Source organism: Streptomyces capitiformicae (assembly GCF_002214185.1).
Classification (GTDB): Bacteria; Actinomycetota; Actinomycetes; order Streptomycetales; family Streptomycetaceae; genus Streptomyces; species Streptomyces capitiformicae.
Map to the genome: position 1 here is coordinate 7,628,496 of NZ_CP022161.1, position 17,509 is coordinate 7,646,004.

Consider the following 17,509-nt stretch of genomic DNA (forward strand, 5'->3'; position numbering starts at 1 on the left):
CCTGCGTTCATCACTTCCGCCCTCCCGTCGTCACCATTTCGTCCAGCCCCGGTATGGCGCGGAGCTTCGCGATGCCCTTGGCCGCGTTGCTCTTCACCGCGCCCACCGAGCAACCCATCGCCTGCGCCGTCTGGGTTTCGGTCAGGTCCTCCCAGTAGCGCAGGACCACCGCCTGCCGCTGCCGGGGCGGCAGTTGGGCGAGGGCCTTGAGCAGGGCGCTGCGGCTGTCCGCCCGGGCCATCTGGTCGCCGGGGTCGGGCCGTTCGTGGGCGAGGCCGGAGTCGTCCTTGGGCGACAGGAACTCCTTGAGACGTCTGCGATGTCTGCGCGCGTGCGTGTTGATGAGCACGCGCCGTACGTACGCCTCCGGTGCGTCCGCCGAGCTGACGCGGCGCCATGCCACGTACACCTTTTCCAGCGTGGACTGAACGAGGTCCTCCGCGGCATGCTGCTCTCCGGAGAGGAGAAAGGCCGTACGCAGCAAGCCTGGCCAGCAGCCGATGACGAAGCTCTGGAACTCCTCGTCCCGAGCTCGCTTCTGATCCCCCATGGGCACCTCCTTGATGAGCAACTGAGTCCATGGGCACGCGGAACCGTTGCCTCGCCCCGGATACGCGGATGGCCCGGGCGCTCCATCGAGGGAGCGCCCGGGCCATCCATCGGCTTTGGGGCTTGGTTCACGGGTGGGGCCGGTTCATCCGGCTCTCACGCGGCCTTCCTGGCGCACGGGCGTGCGCTCGAACGGCCCTCGGACCCCGTGGCATGTGCGGCGGAAGGAGATCAGACGTTCTCGCGCTTCCACACGTTGTCCTGGCTGCCCGAGTACGGCACGTGAACCTTCTTGGTCCACTGCGTCTTGTACTTGCACAGACCGGTGTGGAAGTACTTCTTGGTCACCGTGAACTTGCTGTGCCGGTGGAACATGCGGATGCGCTGGGTCTTGCCCTTGGCGATCTCCAGCGAGTACCGCCAGGTCTTCGACTTGGACCAGGTCTTGGTGTGGTTGATCGAGACCTTGCTGTTGAGCTTGCCGACGATCAGGTTGATTTCCCCGCCGATCTCGGTGGCCCCACCCCAGGACGAGGTCGCCGTCTTGTTCTCCTCGTAGGTGATGGTCCCCGGGCCCTGGATGGCGGCGCTCACCAGGTTGGTCTACTTGTCGATGCGCTTGATGTTCGTGATGTTGTAGACCGGCTTCTCCGGCGCGCACGCGGCGTAGCTCGGTGCGGCCGCGGCGACCATGCCGGACCCGGCCAGCGCAAGGGTGAGGACCCCGCTGGTAACTCTTCTCACGAATGCTCCCCGTTTTCGGTGCCCCGGTGGGGCACGTCTGTTTGGTCGTTCGATGCGGCGCCAAGCGCGCACGGGGATGTCCGAGGAGCGGGCGGCATGACGACACCGCGCCGCCCAGTCGGCGTCTCCCCCGTGAAGACCGCCTCCTGGCTGGTTGCGGTGATGAGTCAATCGCCAAGGTGGCTGAGAATCAACCAAGTTGAGGAATCCTTGAGGTGTTCCTGCCAGTCAATGCCGCATTTCATCCGTGATCGGCTTTGCTGTGAATTTGACTGTTTGGTGGATATTCAAGGGGGTGTGGGGGTCGGTGTGGGGCGAGAATCGCCCGGTAAGGGAAAACCCTTCGTCGTGGTCCGGGGGGCTCCCCGGTCGGCTGATCCGCACTACTCTGACTGCCGTTGCCTGTTTCTCAGTGGGCTCACAGCGTGTCCGGCCGCCTGGCGGCGTGACGCCGTGATCGAGCCGGGGGCGGGCGGTGCGGGCTCGTCTCTCGACGGCCTTGCCATCCGGGTGTCGCCCCTATCGCGCGACCGCGTGGATCCGCAACTCATTTTTCTTCCGAGAGCGTCCGGAATGCGGACAGTCGGCTCCGATACGTGTGTAACAAGTCCGTTTCGCAGGCATCTCTCACCAAACCCTTTGTCCGGTTTTTGGAAGAAGTAGGCGCGAGGTGTGATCGAACCGAGACCTTGTTGATGTGGTTCGGCGTTGGTCCATGGCAGATAGTTAGGCGCGTAGAGCTCGGGTCAATGGGTCACGCGCGGTGGGGAGCGCCGACTCACGAGCACACTGGGGCACTCGAATCCTCGACGCCAAAAGTGGCGTCGTTGTGTCTTGTGCCCCCTCTTGCAGTGAACAAGTGGACTCATGAGGAGGAACCCATGCGTGGTGCCAGGAGCGCCAAGTGGGTCGCGGGGGCAGTCGTCGTCGCGCTTTCTGCGACTGCCTGTGGTGGCGGTGGCAGCTCGAACGACGGCAAGAACGACGGCATCGTGTCGATGGAGATCGGTGAGCCGCAGCACGGCCTCATCCCGTCGAACACGTACGAGACCGAAGGCGGCGAGGTCATCGCCGCGCTGTTCACCGGCCTCACCCAGCTGAACGCGAACAACGAGGTCGAGAACGACCTCGCCGCGTCCATCGAGTCCCCGGACGCCAAGGTCTGGACGATCAAGCTGAAGGACGGCTACACCTTCCACAATGGTGAGAAGGTCACGGCGCAGTCCTTCATCGACGCCTGGAACTACGGCGCCAACCAGGACAACGCGCAGGAGACCAACCCTCTCTTCTCCCACATCGCTGGTTACGCGGACCTCAACCCGGGCCCGGAGAAGAAGGTCGCGACGAAGGAGATGTCCGGCCTCAAGGCCGTTGACGACCTGACGCTCGAAGTGACCCTGGACGCGCCCTTCTCGGCCTTCCCGACCCAGCTGTCCTTCGCCGGCTTCGCCCCGCTGCCCAAGGTCTTCTTCGACGACCCGAAGGCCTTCGAAGAGGCGCCGATCGGCAACGGCCCCTTCAAGATGGACGGCAAGTTCGAGCACAACGACCACATCAGCGTGGTCAAGTACGACAAGCACCCGAACGCCAAGAGCATCGAGGTCAAGGGCGTCAACTTCAAGATCTACTCGAACGCCGACACCTCCTACAAGGACCTCGTCGCGGGCAACCTGGACATCCAGGACACCATTCCGACCTCGGGTCTGGCCACCGCCAAGACGGACCTGAGCGACCGCTACATCGAGGAGTCGGACTCGGGCGTCGGCTACATCGGCTTCCCGCTGGCGTACAACAAGAGCTTCCAGGACGTGAAGCTGCGCAAGGCGATCTCGATGGCGATCGACCGGAAGGCGATCTCCGAGAAGATCTTCCTCAACGCGCGTATGCCGGCCGACGACTTCATCAGCCCGATCATCCCCGGCTACCGCGAGGGTGTTTGCGGCGACGCCTGCACGCTGAACCCCACCGAGGCCAAGAAGCTCTACAAGGAGAGCGCGGGCCTGCCGAACGACACCCTCGAGCTGAGCTACAACGCCGACGGTGACCACAAGGCCTGGATCGAGGCCGTGGCCAACCAGGTCCAGCAGAACCTCGGCATCAAGGTCACGGTCAAGCCGTACGAGCAGTTCCAGGGCATCCTGAACGACCTCGGCGACAAGAAGCTCCAGGCCGGCTTCCGCATGGGCTGGAACATGGACTACCCGCACATGGAGAACTACCTCGCGCCGATCTTCACGAAGAAGGCGATCGAGAACGGCTCCAACTACGCCGGGTACGTCAACGAGGACTTCGAGAAGCTGGTCAAGAAGGCCGACGAAGAGCCGGACGCCGCCAAGGCGCAGAAGCTGTACCAGCAGGCCGACGACATCCTCCTGCAGGAACTGCCGTACATCCCGGTCTACTTCTACAAGCTGAACGCCGGCTACAGCGACAAGATCAAGAGCCTGAAGATCGCCGGTGGTGAAGTCCTGTGGGACACGGTGAAGCTCTCCTAACGAGCAACCAGCCTTCATAGCGGGCTGAAGGGTGGACGGGGGAAGGCGGAAAGCGCGCCTTTCCCTGTCCACCCTGTCTGCCGTCCGTCGTCCGTCAGCCACCCCCCTCCGGCTTCGGGCGAACAGAACCCCCAGGAGAACCAATGGGCCGATTCGTCGCGCGCCGACTCCTTCAGGCGATCCCTGTCCTGATCGGCGCCACATTCTTGATCTTCTGCCTGGTCTTCGCCTTGCCCGGCGACCCGATCCAGGCACTGGCCGGTGACAAGCGCGCCGACCCCAACATCGCGGCGATGCTGCGCGAGCAGTACCACCTCAACAAGCCGCTCTACATGCAGTATCTGCACTACATGGGCGGCATCTTCACCGGTGACCTCGGCGAGACGTACACGGGACGGCAGGTCTCGGAGATCGTCTCTGAGCGCTTCCCGGTCACTCTCCAACTCGCCCTGACCGCCTTCGGGATCGAGGCCGTCATCGGTGTGCTCGCCGGTGCCATGGCGGCGCTGCGCAAGGGCAAGTTCCTCGACAACGTGGTGCTGATCAGCACGCTGGTCCTGGTGTCGCTGCCGGTGTTCGTACTCGGTTCGGTTCTCCAGCTGCAGCTCGGCGTGGAGTGGAAGCTCACCCCGGTCGCCGGTGTGCAGGACGGGTGGCCCACCAGCTACATTCTGCCGGGCATCGTGCTCGCCTCGACCTCGATGGCGTACATCGCCCGTCTGATGCGGACCAGCCTGATGGAGGCGGTGCGTGCCGACTACGTTCGCACCGCGGTGGCCAAGGGCCTGCCGCAGAGCAGGGTCATCGGCTTCCACGCCATGCGCAACTCGCTGATCCCCGTGGTCACGTTTCTGGGCATGGACCTCGGAGCTCTGATGGGCGGCGCGATCATCACGGAGCGCGTCTTCAACCTCCCTGGAATCGGGCAGCAGTTGGCTCAGTCGGTCTATCTGCGTGAGCAGCCGGTGGTCGTGGGTCTGGTCACCCTCCTTGTGCTCATCTATCTGGTGGCCAACCTTGTCGTAGACGTTCTGTACGCCGTGCTCGACCCGAGGATCCGCTATGCCTGACAAAACCATCACGAAGGCGCCTGCCGTCGACGGGGCGGTCCCTCCGGTCGCTTCGACGGAGCTGGCCGAAGGCGAGACGAAGGCCCGCGAGGCGAGCCTGATGAAGGACGCCTTCCACGACCTGGTACGGCGACCGCTGTTCATCGTGGCCGCGCTGGTCATTCTGGCGTTGTTGGTGATCGCCGTCGCGCCCGGCCTGTTCACGTCCCGCAGCCCGTTCTCGGACGGCTTCTGCAATCTTCAGCACTCGCTGGAGAAGCCCGGCTCCGGACACGCCTTCGGCTACGACCTCCAGGGCTGTGACATCTACACCCGTACCGTCTGGGGCACCCGCAACTCGATCATCGTCGGTGTGGTGACCAGCGTCCTCACCACGTTGGTGGGCGGCGTGCTCGGCATCATCGCCGGGTTGCGCGGCGGCTGGCTCGACAGCGTGCTGTCCCGGGTGACAGAGGTGTTCTTCGCCATCCCGCTGCTCATCGGTGCCCTGCTGGTGATGGCCATCTTCCAGGCCGGCAACGTATGGACCGTCGCGCTGGTCATGGCTGCTGTGGGTTGGCCCCAGGTGTACCGCATCATGCGTGGCGCCGTCATCGCCAACAAGCACAACGACTACGTCACGGCGGCCAAGGCGCTGGGGGCGGGCACTTTCCGTATCGCCTTCCGGCATGTGCTGCCCAACGCGCTGGCGCCGGTCATCGTCATCACCACGATGAACCTCGGTGTCTACATCGCGGCCGAGGCGGCCCTGTCCTACCTGGGTGTCGGTGTGCAGTCGCCCGAAATCTCCTGGGGCCTGATGATCAGTGACGCACAGGATCGTTTCCTGACGTCGCCGCACGCCCTGCTCTTCCCGTCGGCCGCGCTGAGCATCACCGTGCTCGCGTTCATCATGCTCGGCGACGCGGTGCGCGACGCCCTCGACCCCAAGCTGCGCTGAGGAGGGCGTACCTGATGACGATCATCGACAAAACCGCGGACGTTCCCGCGCCGCGCTCCTCCGGGGACGACGGCGGTCCGCTCCTCGAAGTCCGGGACCTGCACGTCGAGTTCCACACCCGGGAAGGCGTCGCCAAGGCCGTCAACGGCGTCAACTACTCGGTGAGCGCGGGCGAGACGCTCGCCGTGCTCGGCGAGTCCGGCTCCGGGAAGTCCGTGACCGCGCAGGCGATCATGGGCATCCTCGACATGCCGCCCGGCCGTATCCCCAAGGGCGAGATCCTGTTCCGCGGCGAGGACATGCTGAAGATGTCCGCCGAGGAGCGCCGGAAGATCCGTGGCGCCAAGATCGCCATGATCTTCCAGGACGCGCTCTCCTCGCTCAACCCGGTGCTGAGCGTCGGCTACCAGCTCGGCGAGATGTTCCGCGTCCACCAGGGCCTGTCCAAGAAGGAGGCCAAGGCCAAGGCCGTCGAGCTGATGGACCGGGTGAAGATCCCGGCGGCGGCCGCCCGCGTGGGCGACTACCCGCACCAGTTCTCCGGCGGTATGCGCCAGCGCATCATGATCGCCATGGCGCTGGCCCTGGAGCCCGACCTGATCATCGCCGACGAGCCCACCACGGCCCTCGACGTGACGGTCCAGGCCCAGGTGATGGACCTGCTCGCGGAGCTTCAGCGCGAGTACAACATGGGCCTGATCCTGATCACCCACGACCTGGGTGTGGTCGCCGACGTCGCCGACAAGATCGCGGTGATGTACGCGGGCCGGATCGTGGAGTCCGCCCCGGTGCACGACATCTACAAGAGCCCCGCGCACCCGTACACCCGAGGTCTGCTGGACTCGATCCCGCGCCTGGACCAGAAGGGCCAGGAGCTGTACGCGATCAAGGGTCTGCCGCCCAACCTCACCCGTGTTCCGTCGGGCTGCGCCTTCAACCCGCGCTGCCCCAAGGCGGAGGACATCTGCCGTACGGAGATCCCGCCGCTGGCCCAGGTCACCGACCGGGACGGGGCGGAGCTCGCAGGCCGCGGCAGCGCATGCCACTTCTGGAAGGAGACGATCCATGGCTGAGCTCAGCAAGACGGACGAGCCGCAGGACGCCACGCCGAACGTCTCCGACGTCGAGGTCGTCGACGCGCACTCCGAGGCGGAGGCCGTAGCCGCCATCGAAGCGCCCGTCGAGCGCGGTGAGCCGATCCTCCAGGTGCGCAACCTGGTGAAACACTTCCCGCTCACCCAGGGCATCCTGTTCAAGAAGCAGGTCGGCGCCGTCAAGGCCGTCGACGGAGTCTCCTTCGACCTGTACCAGGGCGAGACCCTCGGCATCGTCGGCGAGTCCGGCTGCGGCAAGTCGACGGTCGCCAAGCTGCTGATGACCCTGGAGAAGGCGACCGCGGGCGAGGTCTTCTACAAGGGCCAGGACATCACCAAGCTCTCCGGCAAGGCCCTCAAAGCCGTCCGCCGGAACATCCAGATGGTGTTCCAGGACCCCTACACCTCGCTCAACCCCCGTATGACGGTGGGCGACATCATCGGGGAGCCCTTCGAGATCCACCCGGAGGTGGCGCCGAAGGGCGACCGCCGCCGGAAGGTCCAGGAGCTGCTGGACGTCGTCGGCCTCAACCCGGAGTACATCAACCGGTACCCGCACCAGTTCTCCGGCGGTCAGCGCCAGCGCATCGGCATCGCCCGCGGCCTCGCGCTCAACCCCGAGATCATCATCTGCGACGAGCCGGTGTCCGCCCTGGACGTGTCGGTGCAGGCCCAGGTCATCAACCTGATGGAGCGGCTGCAGAACGAGTTCAACCTCTCGTACCTCTTCATCGCGCACGACCTGTCGATCGTCCGGCACATCTCCGACCGGGTCGGTGTGATGTACCTCGGCAAGATGGCCGAGATCGGCACCGACGTGCAGATCTACGACCACCCGACGCACCCCTACACCCAGGCACTGCTCTCCGCCGTGCCCGTCCCGGACCCGGAGGCCCGGATGGGCCGGGAGCGGATCATCCTCACCGGTGACGTGCCCTCCCCGGCCAACCCGCCGTCCGGCTGCCGCTTCCGCACCCGTTGCTGGAAGGCCCAGGACAAGTGTGCCGAGGAGGTCCCGCTGCTCGCGATTCCCGAGCGTTTCCAGGGCGAGGACACCCCAGCGGCGCACGAGTCGGCGTGCCACTTCGCGGAGGAGAAGGACGTGGTGCACGCGGCCTGATCTACGCGAGTACGCGGTATGTCATTTCGTTCCCGGCATCGGCTTCCGGCGCCGGGAACGGGTGTTTTCCGCGGTGGACGCTCATATGTAATGGCCCGGCGTCCCCCTGGACGCCGGGCCATTACGTCTTTTCACTCACTTGTCCTTGTCACGGCCGGCGCAGCGCGGCTGACGGAACCGTCGTCGAGTGCCTTTACTTGTATTGCAGGCGCCAGACGTTGGAGTCCTTCTTGACCGGAGCGGTGATCCACTTCGTCCACTTCCACGACGTCTTGCAGGCGCCGCCCGAGGAGGCGACGATGACCCACTTCCTGACCTTGAACTTCTTGGACTCGTGGGTCAGGATCGCCCGGACCTTGGTCTTGCCCGCCTTGTTCTTCGGCCAGAACGTGTAGTTCCAGCTTTGGGTCTTCGACCACTGCTTACCGACAGTGATGCTGGCCGATGTCTTGGCCTTGGCGAAGATGGCCCCGACCTCGGCTTCGACGCCCACGGTGCCGCTGGCGTGCACGGTGCCCGTCTTGGTCTTGGTGTAGGAGATCGAGTGCTTGATCGTGTCGTCGACCCAGTCGCTGTAGATGTTGGTTCCCTTGTACAACGTCGACACGTTGCTGATCTTGTAGCCCTTCATGCCCACGTCCGCACAGCCCTGGGCAGCGGCGGAGGCGGGTGCGGCGGAGGCTACGGTGCCGCCGATCAGAAGTGCGGACGCGATGCCCGTACCGATGATGCGATTCATGTCAGGTCAGTTCCCTTCGAGAACCTCAGAGAGCGAATGCTGGGTGTCCGGAGGTCGCGAGAGCGGTAACTCGCACGGCGGTGTGGCGCTCTCGCGGCTGTGCCGGGACGTGCGGAGGCGCACCCTGGACCGTCGCCGCTGGTGCGAAAGATGAGGCTGCTGGAAATGAGTCAGCGTGTCGGCAATGGCGAAGCGGTCGCCGAAATGCCGGGTGTGAACGTGACTGGACGGTCACAGGAAGCGGAACGTGCCCTCATCGGAATATCCCCCGTTACTGCGTCAAGTGTGCCTGTGGGTAAGGGCGGTTACTCCTGTGATCCCACGAAGCAGTGAGCCGATCATGCTCCTTCTCCTGGAGGGACGCAATTGATCCAAAGGACAACTTGACCTGCGGCGGACCGCATGGATAAGCGGAGCGTAAAGGTGTGGATCACCTGCCGAGCCACGCGCCGCGCCCCTATGGCGCGTCAGCGGCTGTCCTGACCGCTCCCCGCGCCCAGTGACACGCCACCTGCGCCTCCCCGCTCCCGCCCAGCACCTCCGGGTCCACCGTCCGGCATGCCGTCGCCACCCCCGTCCGTTCCGCTTCCCCGCTCGCCAGGATCTGGCAGCGGGCGTGGAAGCGGCAGCCGGAGGGGATGCGGGTGGGGTCCGGGGGTTCGCCGGTGAGGACGACCGGATCACCGGGGGCCTCGGGGAGGACGGACAACAGGGCCCGGGTGTAGGGGTGTCGGGGCTTGGACAGGACTTGTTCGACGTCGCCCGTCTCCACGATGCGGCCCAGGTACATCACCGCGACCCGGTCGGCGATGTTCCAGGCCAGGCCCAGGTCGTGGGTGACCACCAGGGCGGCCAGGCCCAGTTCGGCGCGCAGGCGGAGCAGCAGGGCGAGGATCTCGCCGCGTACGGAGGCGTCGAGGGAGGCCACCGGCTCGTCGGCGACGATGAGTTCGGGTTCCAGGACGAGGGCGCCGGCGATCACCACGCGCTGGCGCTGGCCGCCGGAGAGTTCGTGCGGGTAGCGGAGGAAGAAGCGTTCGGGAGGGCGCAGGCCCGCCTGGGAGAGGGCCCGGGTGACCGCCGCCTGCTCGTCGCCGGCGTACCGGTGGATCCGCAGTCCCTCGGCCACCGCGTCGTACACCGTGTGCCTGGGGTTGAGGGAGCCGCTGGGGTCCTGGAGCACCAGCTGGGCGCGCTTGCGGTAGGCCTTGAGGGCGCTCGCGGAGTACTTCAGGGGCTGCCCGGCGAAGTCGACGCTCCCCGCGGTCGGCCGCACCAGGCCGAGCAGCGAGCGGGCCAGCGTGGTCTTGCCGCAGCCCGACTCGCCGACGAGGGCCACGATCTCCCCGGCGCGGATGTCGAGGTCGACGCCGTCAACGGCCCTGGCGGGCGGCGCGCCGGCGCGGCCGGGGAAGGTGACGTGCAGCCCTGTCGCGCTCAGCAGGGGGGCCGCTGCCGGTGCCGAACTCGGACCCGGACCCGGTGGCGATGTCGTCATGTGCCGCTCCTCGCGTCTTTCGGCGCGCCCACGTGTACGCACGCCGCTCGCCGCTCCCTGCCCGCGTCCCGCAAGACCTGGTCCTCCACGGGGCACGCCTCCAGCGCCACCGGGCACCGCGGATGGAAGGCACACCCGGTGGGCAGTACGGCCGGGTCGGGCGGGTCGCCGGGAAGGCCGCGCGGGGCGAACCGGGAGGCCGGGTCGCCGATGCGGGGGAACGCGGCCGACAGGGCCTTGGCGTACGGGTGCAGGGCGTCCTCGTAGACCTGCCGGGCAGGCCCCTCCTCGACCACGCGGCCCGCGTACATCACGGCGAGCCGGTCGCAGGTGTCGGCGAGGACCGACAGATCGTGGCTGATCATGATGAGACCCAGGTCCTGTTCAGTGACGAGCTGTTCGATCAGCCGCAGGATCTGCGCCTGGATCATCACGTCCAGCGCGGTGGTCGGCTCGTCGGCGATGATCAGCCGCGGGTCGCAGGCCAACGCCATGGCGATCATGACGCGTTGGCGCTGGCCACCGGAGAGTTCGTGCGGATACGCGGATGCCCGGGAGGCGGGCAGGCCGACGTGTTCGAGGAGCTCGCCGACGCGCTTGCGTGCGGCGGCCGCGGTGGTCGCCTTCTTGTGCAGCAGGATCGGTTCCGCGATCTGGTCGCCGACGCGGTGCACGGCGTTCAACGAGTGCATCGCGCCCTGGAAGACGATGGACGCGCCCGCCCACCGGACCGCCCGCACCCGCCCCCATCGCATCGTCAGCACGTTCTCGCCGTCCAGCAGGACCTCCCCGCCGACGCGCGTCCCCGCCGGCAGCAGCCTGAGCAGCGCGAGCGCCAGGGTGGACTTCCCGCAGCCCGACTCGCCCGCGACGCCGAGCTTCCGGCCCGCCGTGAGCGTGAGGTCGACGCCCCGCACCGCGGCCGCGCCGCCCGGGTACGTCACCTCCAGGTTCCGGACCTCCAGCAGCGTCAACGGGCCACCCCCAGCCTTGGGTTGAGGACGGACTCGACGGCCCGGCCGCACAGCGTGAAGGCCAGCGCGACCACGGCGATCGCGATGCCCGGCGGCACCAGGTACCACCAGGCACCGGAGCTCACCGCGCCCGTCTCCCGGGCCTCCTGGAGCAGACCGCCCCACGACACCACCGTCGGATCGCCGAGCCCCAGGAAGGCCAGTGTCGCCTCGGCGAGGATGGAGGAGGAGATCATCAGCGTCGTCTGGGCCAGCACCAGCGGCATCACGTTGGGCAGCACATGCCGGGACATGATGTGCCAGTGGCCGCCGCCGAGCGCCTTCGCCCGCTCGATGTACGGCCGTGACTCCACCGCCAGCGTCTGTGCCCGCACCAGCCGGGCCGTGGTCGGCCAGGACGTCACGCCGATCGCCAGGACGATCGTGCCCAGCGAGCGGGACATGACCGTGGCGAGGGCGATGGCCAGCACCAGCGCCGGCATCACCAGGAACCAGTCCGTGATCCGCATCATCACGGTGGCGTACGCGCCTCGGAAGTGCCCGGCCGTGATCCCGACCAGCGCGCCGATCACCACCGACAGCACCGCCGCCAGCAGTCCGACGAGGAGCGAGACCCGCGAGCCCCACACCAGCAGGCCCAGCAGGTCGCGCCCGAACCGGTCGGTGCCCAGGGGGAATTCACCGCTCGGGTGCTCCATCGGCCGGCCCGGCGCGTCGGACACACCGGCCACGTCGGAGCCGACCGTCAACGGCGCGGTCAGCGCCACCAGCGTAAGGAGGGCGAGTGCGGCCAGCCCCAGGAGTCCGGCCCGGTGCGTGCGGTACTGCTTCCAGAACCGGGCGGCGGAACGGCGCCGACGCTGCCAGGCGAGGGCGCGGGGGCTTCCGGTCTTCGCTGACGTGTCGGTCTCCGCCGCATGGTCGGTCTTCGCTGCCGGGTCGGGCGCTTGGGCCGTGGTTGGGCTGCTCGGGTCCGGTGGGGGACTTGCTTGGGCCGTGGTTGGGCTGCTCGGGTCCGGTGGGGGACTTGCTTCGGCCGTCGTCGGGCCGCTCGGGTCCGGCGGAGGAGTCGTGTCGGTCGTCGTCGGGCCGCTCGGGTCGGGCGGGTCCGGCAGGTCCGCCGGGGGAGTGGCGTCGGTCGTCATCGGCCCACCCGGGGGTCGAGCAGTGGATAGATCAGGTCCGCCAGCGTGTTCATCACGATCACGGCTGCCGCGAAGACGAAGAACAGGCCCTGGACGAGGGGGAGATCGGGCACGCTCAGCGCCTGGTAGAAGAGTCCGCCGAGGCCGGGCCAGGAGAACACGGTCTCGACGAGGATCACACCGGCGACGGTCCGGCCCAGGTTGACGAAGATCAGCGTCACCGTCGGCAGCATCGCGTTCGGCACCGCGTGCCGGCGGCGGACCAGGTCGTCCCGCAGCCCCTTGGCGCGCGCGGTCGTCAGATAGTCGCCGCCCATCTCGTCCAGCAGTGCCGAGCGGGTGACCAGCAGCGTCTGCCCGTACTCGACCGCGACCAGTGTGACCACCGGCAGGACGAGGTGATGGGCCACGTCGACGACGTACGCGAAGCCCTCCTCGCCGCCCGACTCCATGCCGCCGGTCGGGAACAGCCCGGGGATCGGGCCCATGCCCACCGAGAACACGATGATGAGCAGCAGGCCCAGCCAGAACGAGGGGAGCGAGTAGAGGGTCAGCGCCAGGCCCGTGTTCAGCCGGTCGCCGAGCCGTCCGTGGCGCCACGCCGAGCGGGTGCCGAGGAAGACGCCGAGCACGGTGTACAGCACGAAGGCCGTACCGGTGAGCAGCAGGGTGTTCGGCAGCGCCTCGGTGATCTTGTCGACGACGGGCGCCCGGAACTGGTACGACGTGCCGAGATCCCCGGTGAGCGCCTTGCCGCAGTAGTCCGTGAACTGCTCCCACAGCGGCAGGTCGAGCCCGAACTCCCTGCGATAGGTGGCCAGTTGCTCGGCCGACACCTGGCGGCCGCCCGTCATGAACTTGACCGGGTCGCCCGGGATCAGCCGGAAGAGGAAGAAGCTGGTGACGAGCACGGCGAACAGTGACACGGCGGCGCCGGCCAGCTTCCCCGCGACGTACCGCGCATACGTGTACGCGGTGCGCGTCCGCGGCTCACCGGCCGATGGTCCGGCGAGAGCCGGATCACCGGTCGTGGCCTCCGCCGCGGACGCCGCCCTACTCACGGTCCTCGGCGGTCGAACGACGGCGCATCGCGAGGAAGACCCCGGCGCCGACGAGGACCACGACCCCCGCCGCGACGCCGATGAGCACACCGGCGGAACCCGAGCCGTCGGAGGAGTCGCCGGACGCGGCCGCCGGGACCGCCGACCACCAGCTCCAGTAGCCGTCCTGGCCGTAGATGTTGCCCGCGTCCTCGGGCATCGTCGTGATCGACTCGATCTGGTCGGTGCGGTAGGCCTCGACGGCGTTCGGGTACGCCATGACGTTCATGTACCCCGTGTCGTACAGCCGGGACTGGAGCTGCTTGACGAGGTCGGCCCGCTTGTCCGGGTCGTACTCGGCGAGTTGCTTCGCGTACAGGTCGTCGTATTGCTTGTCGCAGATGAAGTTGTCGGTCGCGCCCGTCTCCTCGGGGCTGGCGGGCAGGGCGGCGCAGGTGTGGATCGACAGGACGAAGTCGGGGTCGGGGTTGACGGACCAGCCGTCGAAGGCGAGGTCGTAGGTGCCCGCGAGCCAGGGGTCGGTGACGTTGTCGAGGCAGTTGAGGGTCACGCCGATGCCCAGCTCGCCCCACCACTCCGTGAGGTACTGGCCGACCGCCTTGTCGTTGGGGTCGGTGGCGTGGCACAGGACGCGGTAGTTGATCGGTTTGCCGTCCTTGCCTACCCGTTTGCCGTCGCTGTTCTTCTTGTAGCCCGCCTCGTCGAGGAGTTGGGCCGCCTTCGCGGGGTCGTAGGCGAGTTTCTGGTCGGCCGACGGTTTCCAGAAGTAGTCGGCGAAGCGGGGCGGGATGTACCCCTCGCCCTCGACGGCGTGGCCCTGGAAGACCTTGTCGATGACGGTCTCGCGGTCGACCGCCATGAACAGGGCGTGCCGCACCCGCTCGTCGAGCAGCGAGGGATGACCGTCACCGAAGCGTTCGCCGTCCTTGGAGCGGGCGCCCGGATTGGTGGCGAGGGCGTAGAAGCGGCGGCCGGGAGCGTCGTTGACCTTGATGTTCTTCTGGCCCTTGAGCGCCGCCGACTGAGCGGGTGTCAAATTGTTTACGAACGACACCTCGCCCTTCTGCAGGGCGGCGACGGCCGCGTCGCCGTCCTTGTAGTACTTGAAGAGCAGCTCGTCGAACTTGGGGGCGCCGCGCCAGAAGTTCTTGTTCGGTTCGAGCCGTACGTAGCTGTCGGCCTTGTAGCCGGTGAGGACGAACGGCCCGCTGCCGACGATGGGGAAGGCCTTGTCGTTGTTGAACTCCGAGAAGTCCTCGACCTTCTCCCAGATGTGCTTGGGCACGATCGGTACGTCGAGGGCGGTCATCGTCGCCTGCGGCTTCTTCAGCTGGATGACGAGTTCAGTGGGGCTCGGGGCCGTCACCTTCGCGAAGTTGGTGATGTAGCTGCCGTTCGCCGTGCCGGCGCCGTCGTCGCTCATCATCTTGTTGAACGTCCACGCCACGTCCTCGGCCGTGAGCGGCTCGCCGTCGGACCACTTGGTGCCGGAACGGATCGCGTAGGTCCAGGTGAGCTTGTCGGCGGACGGCGTCCACTTGGTGGCCAGGCCCGGGATCGGATGGGCGTCCTTGACGTCGTAGTTGGTCAGGTTCTCGTACATCAACCGGTGGATGCTCGTACTGACCAGACGGGTCGCCAGGAAGGGACTCAGCGAGTCGACGCTCTGCGCCACCGCCACGGTGAGGACCTTCTTCCCCTCCGCGGCCGCCGCCTGCTGGGGCGCCGGGGAGAGGGGAGTCGCGAGACCGGCCCACAACAACAGGGTGGCGGTGCCGAGCCGGAGCGCACGGGAGCGTCGGCTGCGCCAACTCGAACGTGCTCTACCAGGTGGGGCTGGTGGCTTCATGGGTCGTGACCTCGCGTCATCGCTCGCACAGGGACGGCTGTGTCTATCAGCGGACGTCCGCACACGTCAACGGTGCGTAAAACCCCAAGTGGCCTGGGAAAACAAGGCACTTATGCGAATGTCGCGCACATTGGTCCACACCGGTGAAGCGTCCCTGGCAGAGGGCTGGCAGAGGTGTGCGGAGATCTGGCAGAGGGCTGGCGGCGAGCCGGCGGCATGGCGAATGAAAGCGGCCCGCCGGGGGCATCCCGACGGGCCGCCTTGGCGGGTCCTACTTGTACTCGAGACGCCAGACGTCGTTCGAGCTGCGCTTGGCCGGACCGACGATGGTCTTGCGCCACTTGGTCGTGTACAGGGTCTTGCAGTTACCGTTGATGACCCATGTCTGCTTGTGGACCGAGAACTTCTTGGCCTCGTGGAAGTACCGCATGCGGACTTGCTTCTTGCCCTTCGGCTTCTTGGCCGTCATGGAGTAGTTCCAGCTCTTGGACTTCGACCACTCCTTGCCGATGGTCACGCTGAAGGAGGTGCTCGCCTTGGCGAAGATCACCCCGGCCTCGGCCTCGATGCCGGCGGTGCCGCTGGCGTTCCAGGACGCCGTGTTGTTGTCCTCGTAGCTGACCGTGACCGACTCGGCGCTTCGGAAGTCCATCCAGGTGCTGGCGAGGTTGGTGCCCTTGTACACCGTGGACTTGTTGTAGATGGTGTACTTCGTCCCTCGCTCCGGGGCGCACCCGGCGAAAGCAGGAGCGCTGGTGGCGCCCACCAGGCCGCCGGCCACGACGACAGTAGCGAGAGTGGTGCCAACGAGTCTCTTCATGGAGATTCCTTCGGTGAGTCATGTCCCCGGACATGACGGAACTTGAGCCATGACGCGGCTCCGCGTCGAGTGAGCGTGTGCGCGATCAGCGCCGGGTCCGTCCGGTGCGGGCGGCCTCCACTGGCCGTGCTCCGGTGTCCCGTGGCAGAGGTTTGGGCAGGGCGTTACAGACTTCGCGGTAGAGCTGGGGCCATGTCACAGGCGACGGTGAGTGCGACTGCCCAGGCCGGTTGGGCCGTACACGAAACCGAGAAGAGCAGCCCGCTCACCAGAACCCCCGTTCAGATGGTCAACGCGCCTGCGGAGGCAGCGGTCGAACGAGCCATCCGGAACACCGGGTCAGGTCGGTGTGTCCTGGTGGGACGGCAAGTGGAGTGTGCTGTACCGCAGTTCGTTGACTCATTTATAAGGCCTGGCGGCTGATCTTCGTAGTGTCCAAAAGGGAGGTGCGGGGGGGCGGCGATATTCGTTCGTCACCCGGGCCGACGCAAGGGAGGATCGGTCGCGATGACACAACGCACTGATACGCCTCCCGCCTGGGACGAGCGGACCCAGCTGACCACTTTCCTCGACTACGCCCGGACCACCGCCCTGGCCAAGTGCGAGGGGGTGTCACCGGAGAACGCGCGGAAGGCGCCGCTGCCGGGATCGCCGCTCATGACCCTGTGCGGGCTGATCAGCCACCTCAGATGGGTCGAGTACTACTGGTTCCAGGTGGTGTTCCTCGGAGAGGACATGACCGGACCGCTCGCCGAGGCGACCGACGACGACCCCGACCCGGAGATGCGCACCGCCGTCGACGTGCCACTGCCTCGACTCCTCGCCGAGTACGAGGAGCAGAGCGCCCGTTACCGCGGCCTGGTCGCCGACCACGCCCTGGACACCAAGGCCCGGCGGCCGATCAGGGACGGCCGTCACGTCGACCTCCGCTGGGTGCTGCTCCACCTCCTGGAGGAGACCGCACGGCACAACGGCCACCTCGATGTCGTACGAGAGCTTGTCGACGGGCAGACCGGTATGTGAGCGAGAAGGGGCTGTTCGATCGGGGGTTGGCAACTGTTCGCCGAGGAGTGCACATGAGGCCGCTTTGACTCGGCCGGCGTGCGGGGCCTCCGCTCCACCAGAGAGATGGTCCGGGGCCTCCCCGTCGCCTCTGGCCGAACCCAACTGGCCAGGTCGCGTCAGGGAACTGGCCTCCCGGGCCTCCTGCGGATGGTGGCGCCGGAGCGCGACCCGGTGGAGGAACACCGGGCCCTGGACCAGCTGATGGCGGCCGAGGAGCCCGGCTTCCGTGCCTTCGACGGGGCGGCAGGGCTGCTGCGCGCCCTGCCGCCGGGCCGTCGTCACCTCCAGCCGCGCCGAGCCCACCGTCGCGCGGCTAGTGCCCCGGCAGGCAACGTTCGCCCCGTCG

The 17,509-nt window shown here is 67.2% G+C and carries 16 protein-coding genes; 6 read left to right on the plus strand and 10 right to left on the minus strand.

The window, feature by feature from the left end; genetic code table 11:
- Window positions 1–10 precede the first annotated feature (10 nt).
- The 3 genes from CES90_RS34115 to CES90_RS34125 all read right to left on the minus strand — a co-directional run bounded on the left by CES90_RS34115 (window position 11) and on the right by CES90_RS34125 (window position 1,293).
- A complete protein-coding gene (locus CES90_RS34115) occupies window positions 11–550 on the minus strand; it encodes a SigE family RNA polymerase sigma factor (protein WP_189784661.1) in 540 nt (179 codons plus the stop codon).
- Window positions 551–780: 230 nt separating this feature from the next.
- Window positions 781–1,143 carry a hypothetical protein gene (locus CES90_RS34120; protein WP_189784660.1) on the minus strand — a complete coding sequence of 121 codons (363 nt, stop codon included), beginning with the start codon at window positions 1,141–1,143 and terminating at the stop codon, window positions 781–783.
- Window positions 1,144–1,152: 9 nt separating this feature from the next.
- The gene (locus CES90_RS34125) at window positions 1,153–1,293 is read right to left on the minus strand and encodes a hypothetical protein (protein ID WP_189784659.1); all 141 of its coding nucleotides are present in this window, start codon (window positions 1,291–1,293) and stop codon (window positions 1,153–1,155) included.
- Between the two features lie 881 nt (window positions 1,294–2,174).
- On the opposite strand from CES90_RS34125, the gene CES90_RS34130 reads away from it, so the two are divergent.
- From CES90_RS34130 to CES90_RS34150, 5 genes are all read left to right on the plus strand, one after another.
- Window positions 2,175–3,788 (plus strand): peptide ABC transporter substrate-binding protein, encoded by a 1,614-nt coding sequence (locus tag CES90_RS34130; protein ID WP_189784658.1) that lies wholly within the window; start codon window positions 2,175–2,177, stop codon window positions 3,786–3,788.
- A gap of 143 nt (window positions 3,789–3,931) precedes the next feature.
- Complete coding sequence (locus CES90_RS34135; protein ID WP_189784657.1) at window positions 3,932–4,858, plus strand: ABC transporter permease; 927 nt, start codon at window positions 3,932–3,934, stop codon at window positions 4,856–4,858.
- Window positions 4,851–5,798 carry an ABC transporter permease gene (locus CES90_RS34140; RefSeq protein ID WP_189784656.1) on the plus strand — a complete coding sequence of 316 codons (948 nt, stop codon included), beginning with the start codon at window positions 4,851–4,853 and terminating at the stop codon, window positions 5,796–5,798. Before CES90_RS34135 ends, CES90_RS34140 begins: the two co-directional genes overlap by 8 nt.
- Before the next feature lie 14 nt (window positions 5,799–5,812).
- The gene (locus CES90_RS34145) at window positions 5,813–6,871 is read left to right on the plus strand and encodes an ABC transporter ATP-binding protein (protein WP_189784655.1); all 1,059 of its coding nucleotides are present in this window, start codon (window positions 5,813–5,815) and stop codon (window positions 6,869–6,871) included.
- Window positions 6,864–8,012 carry an ABC transporter ATP-binding protein gene (locus tag CES90_RS34150; RefSeq protein WP_189784654.1) on the plus strand — a complete coding sequence of 383 codons (1,149 nt, stop codon included), beginning with the start codon at window positions 6,864–6,866 and terminating at the stop codon, window positions 8,010–8,012. The genes CES90_RS34145 and CES90_RS34150 overlap by 8 nt, the downstream gene beginning before the upstream one ends.
- 193 nt (window positions 8,013–8,205) lie before the next feature.
- Here the strand turns inward: CES90_RS34150 and CES90_RS34155 are convergent, their stop codons facing one another.
- The 7 genes from CES90_RS34155 to CES90_RS34185 form a co-directional block, all read right to left on the minus strand.
- Window positions 8,206–8,751: a hypothetical protein gene (locus tag CES90_RS34155; RefSeq protein ID WP_189784653.1), complete on the minus strand. Its 546-nt coding sequence runs from the start codon at window positions 8,749–8,751 to the stop codon at window positions 8,206–8,208.
- A gap of 457 nt (window positions 8,752–9,208) precedes the next feature.
- Complete coding sequence (locus CES90_RS34160; RefSeq protein ID WP_189784652.1) at window positions 9,209–10,249, minus strand: ABC transporter ATP-binding protein; 1,041 nt, start codon at window positions 10,247–10,249, stop codon at window positions 9,209–9,211.
- Window positions 10,246–11,223 (minus strand): ABC transporter ATP-binding protein, encoded by a 978-nt coding sequence (locus CES90_RS34165; RefSeq protein ID WP_189784651.1) that lies wholly within the window; start codon window positions 11,221–11,223, stop codon window positions 10,246–10,248. The genes CES90_RS34160 and CES90_RS34165 overlap by 4 nt, the downstream gene beginning before the upstream one ends.
- Window positions 11,220–12,368, minus strand: a complete 1,149-nt coding sequence (locus tag CES90_RS34170) for an ABC transporter permease (RefSeq protein WP_189784650.1) — start codon at window positions 12,366–12,368, stop codon at window positions 11,220–11,222. Before CES90_RS34170 ends, CES90_RS34165 begins: the two co-directional genes overlap by 4 nt.
- Entirely contained in the window at window positions 12,365–13,429 is a 1,065-nt protein-coding gene (locus tag CES90_RS34175; RefSeq protein WP_189784649.1) for an ABC transporter permease, read from the minus strand. Before CES90_RS34175 ends, CES90_RS34170 begins: the two co-directional genes overlap by 4 nt.
- Window positions 13,422–15,278 carry an ABC transporter substrate-binding protein gene (locus CES90_RS34180; protein WP_189784648.1) on the minus strand — a complete coding sequence of 619 codons (1,857 nt, stop codon included), beginning with the start codon at window positions 15,276–15,278 and terminating at the stop codon, window positions 13,422–13,424. The genes CES90_RS34175 and CES90_RS34180 overlap by 8 nt, the downstream gene beginning before the upstream one ends.
- A 271-nt stretch (window positions 15,279–15,549) precedes the next feature.
- Complete coding sequence (locus tag CES90_RS34185) at window positions 15,550–16,098, minus strand: hypothetical protein (RefSeq protein WP_189784647.1); 549 nt, start codon at window positions 16,096–16,098, stop codon at window positions 15,550–15,552.
- A 507-nt stretch (window positions 16,099–16,605) separates the two neighbouring features.
- Between CES90_RS34185 and CES90_RS34190 the strand changes: the two genes are divergently transcribed.
- Complete coding sequence (locus CES90_RS34190; RefSeq protein ID WP_189784646.1) at window positions 16,606–17,121, plus strand: DinB family protein; 516 nt, start codon at window positions 16,606–16,608, stop codon at window positions 17,119–17,121.
- Window positions 17,122–17,509: the final 388 nt, after the last annotated feature.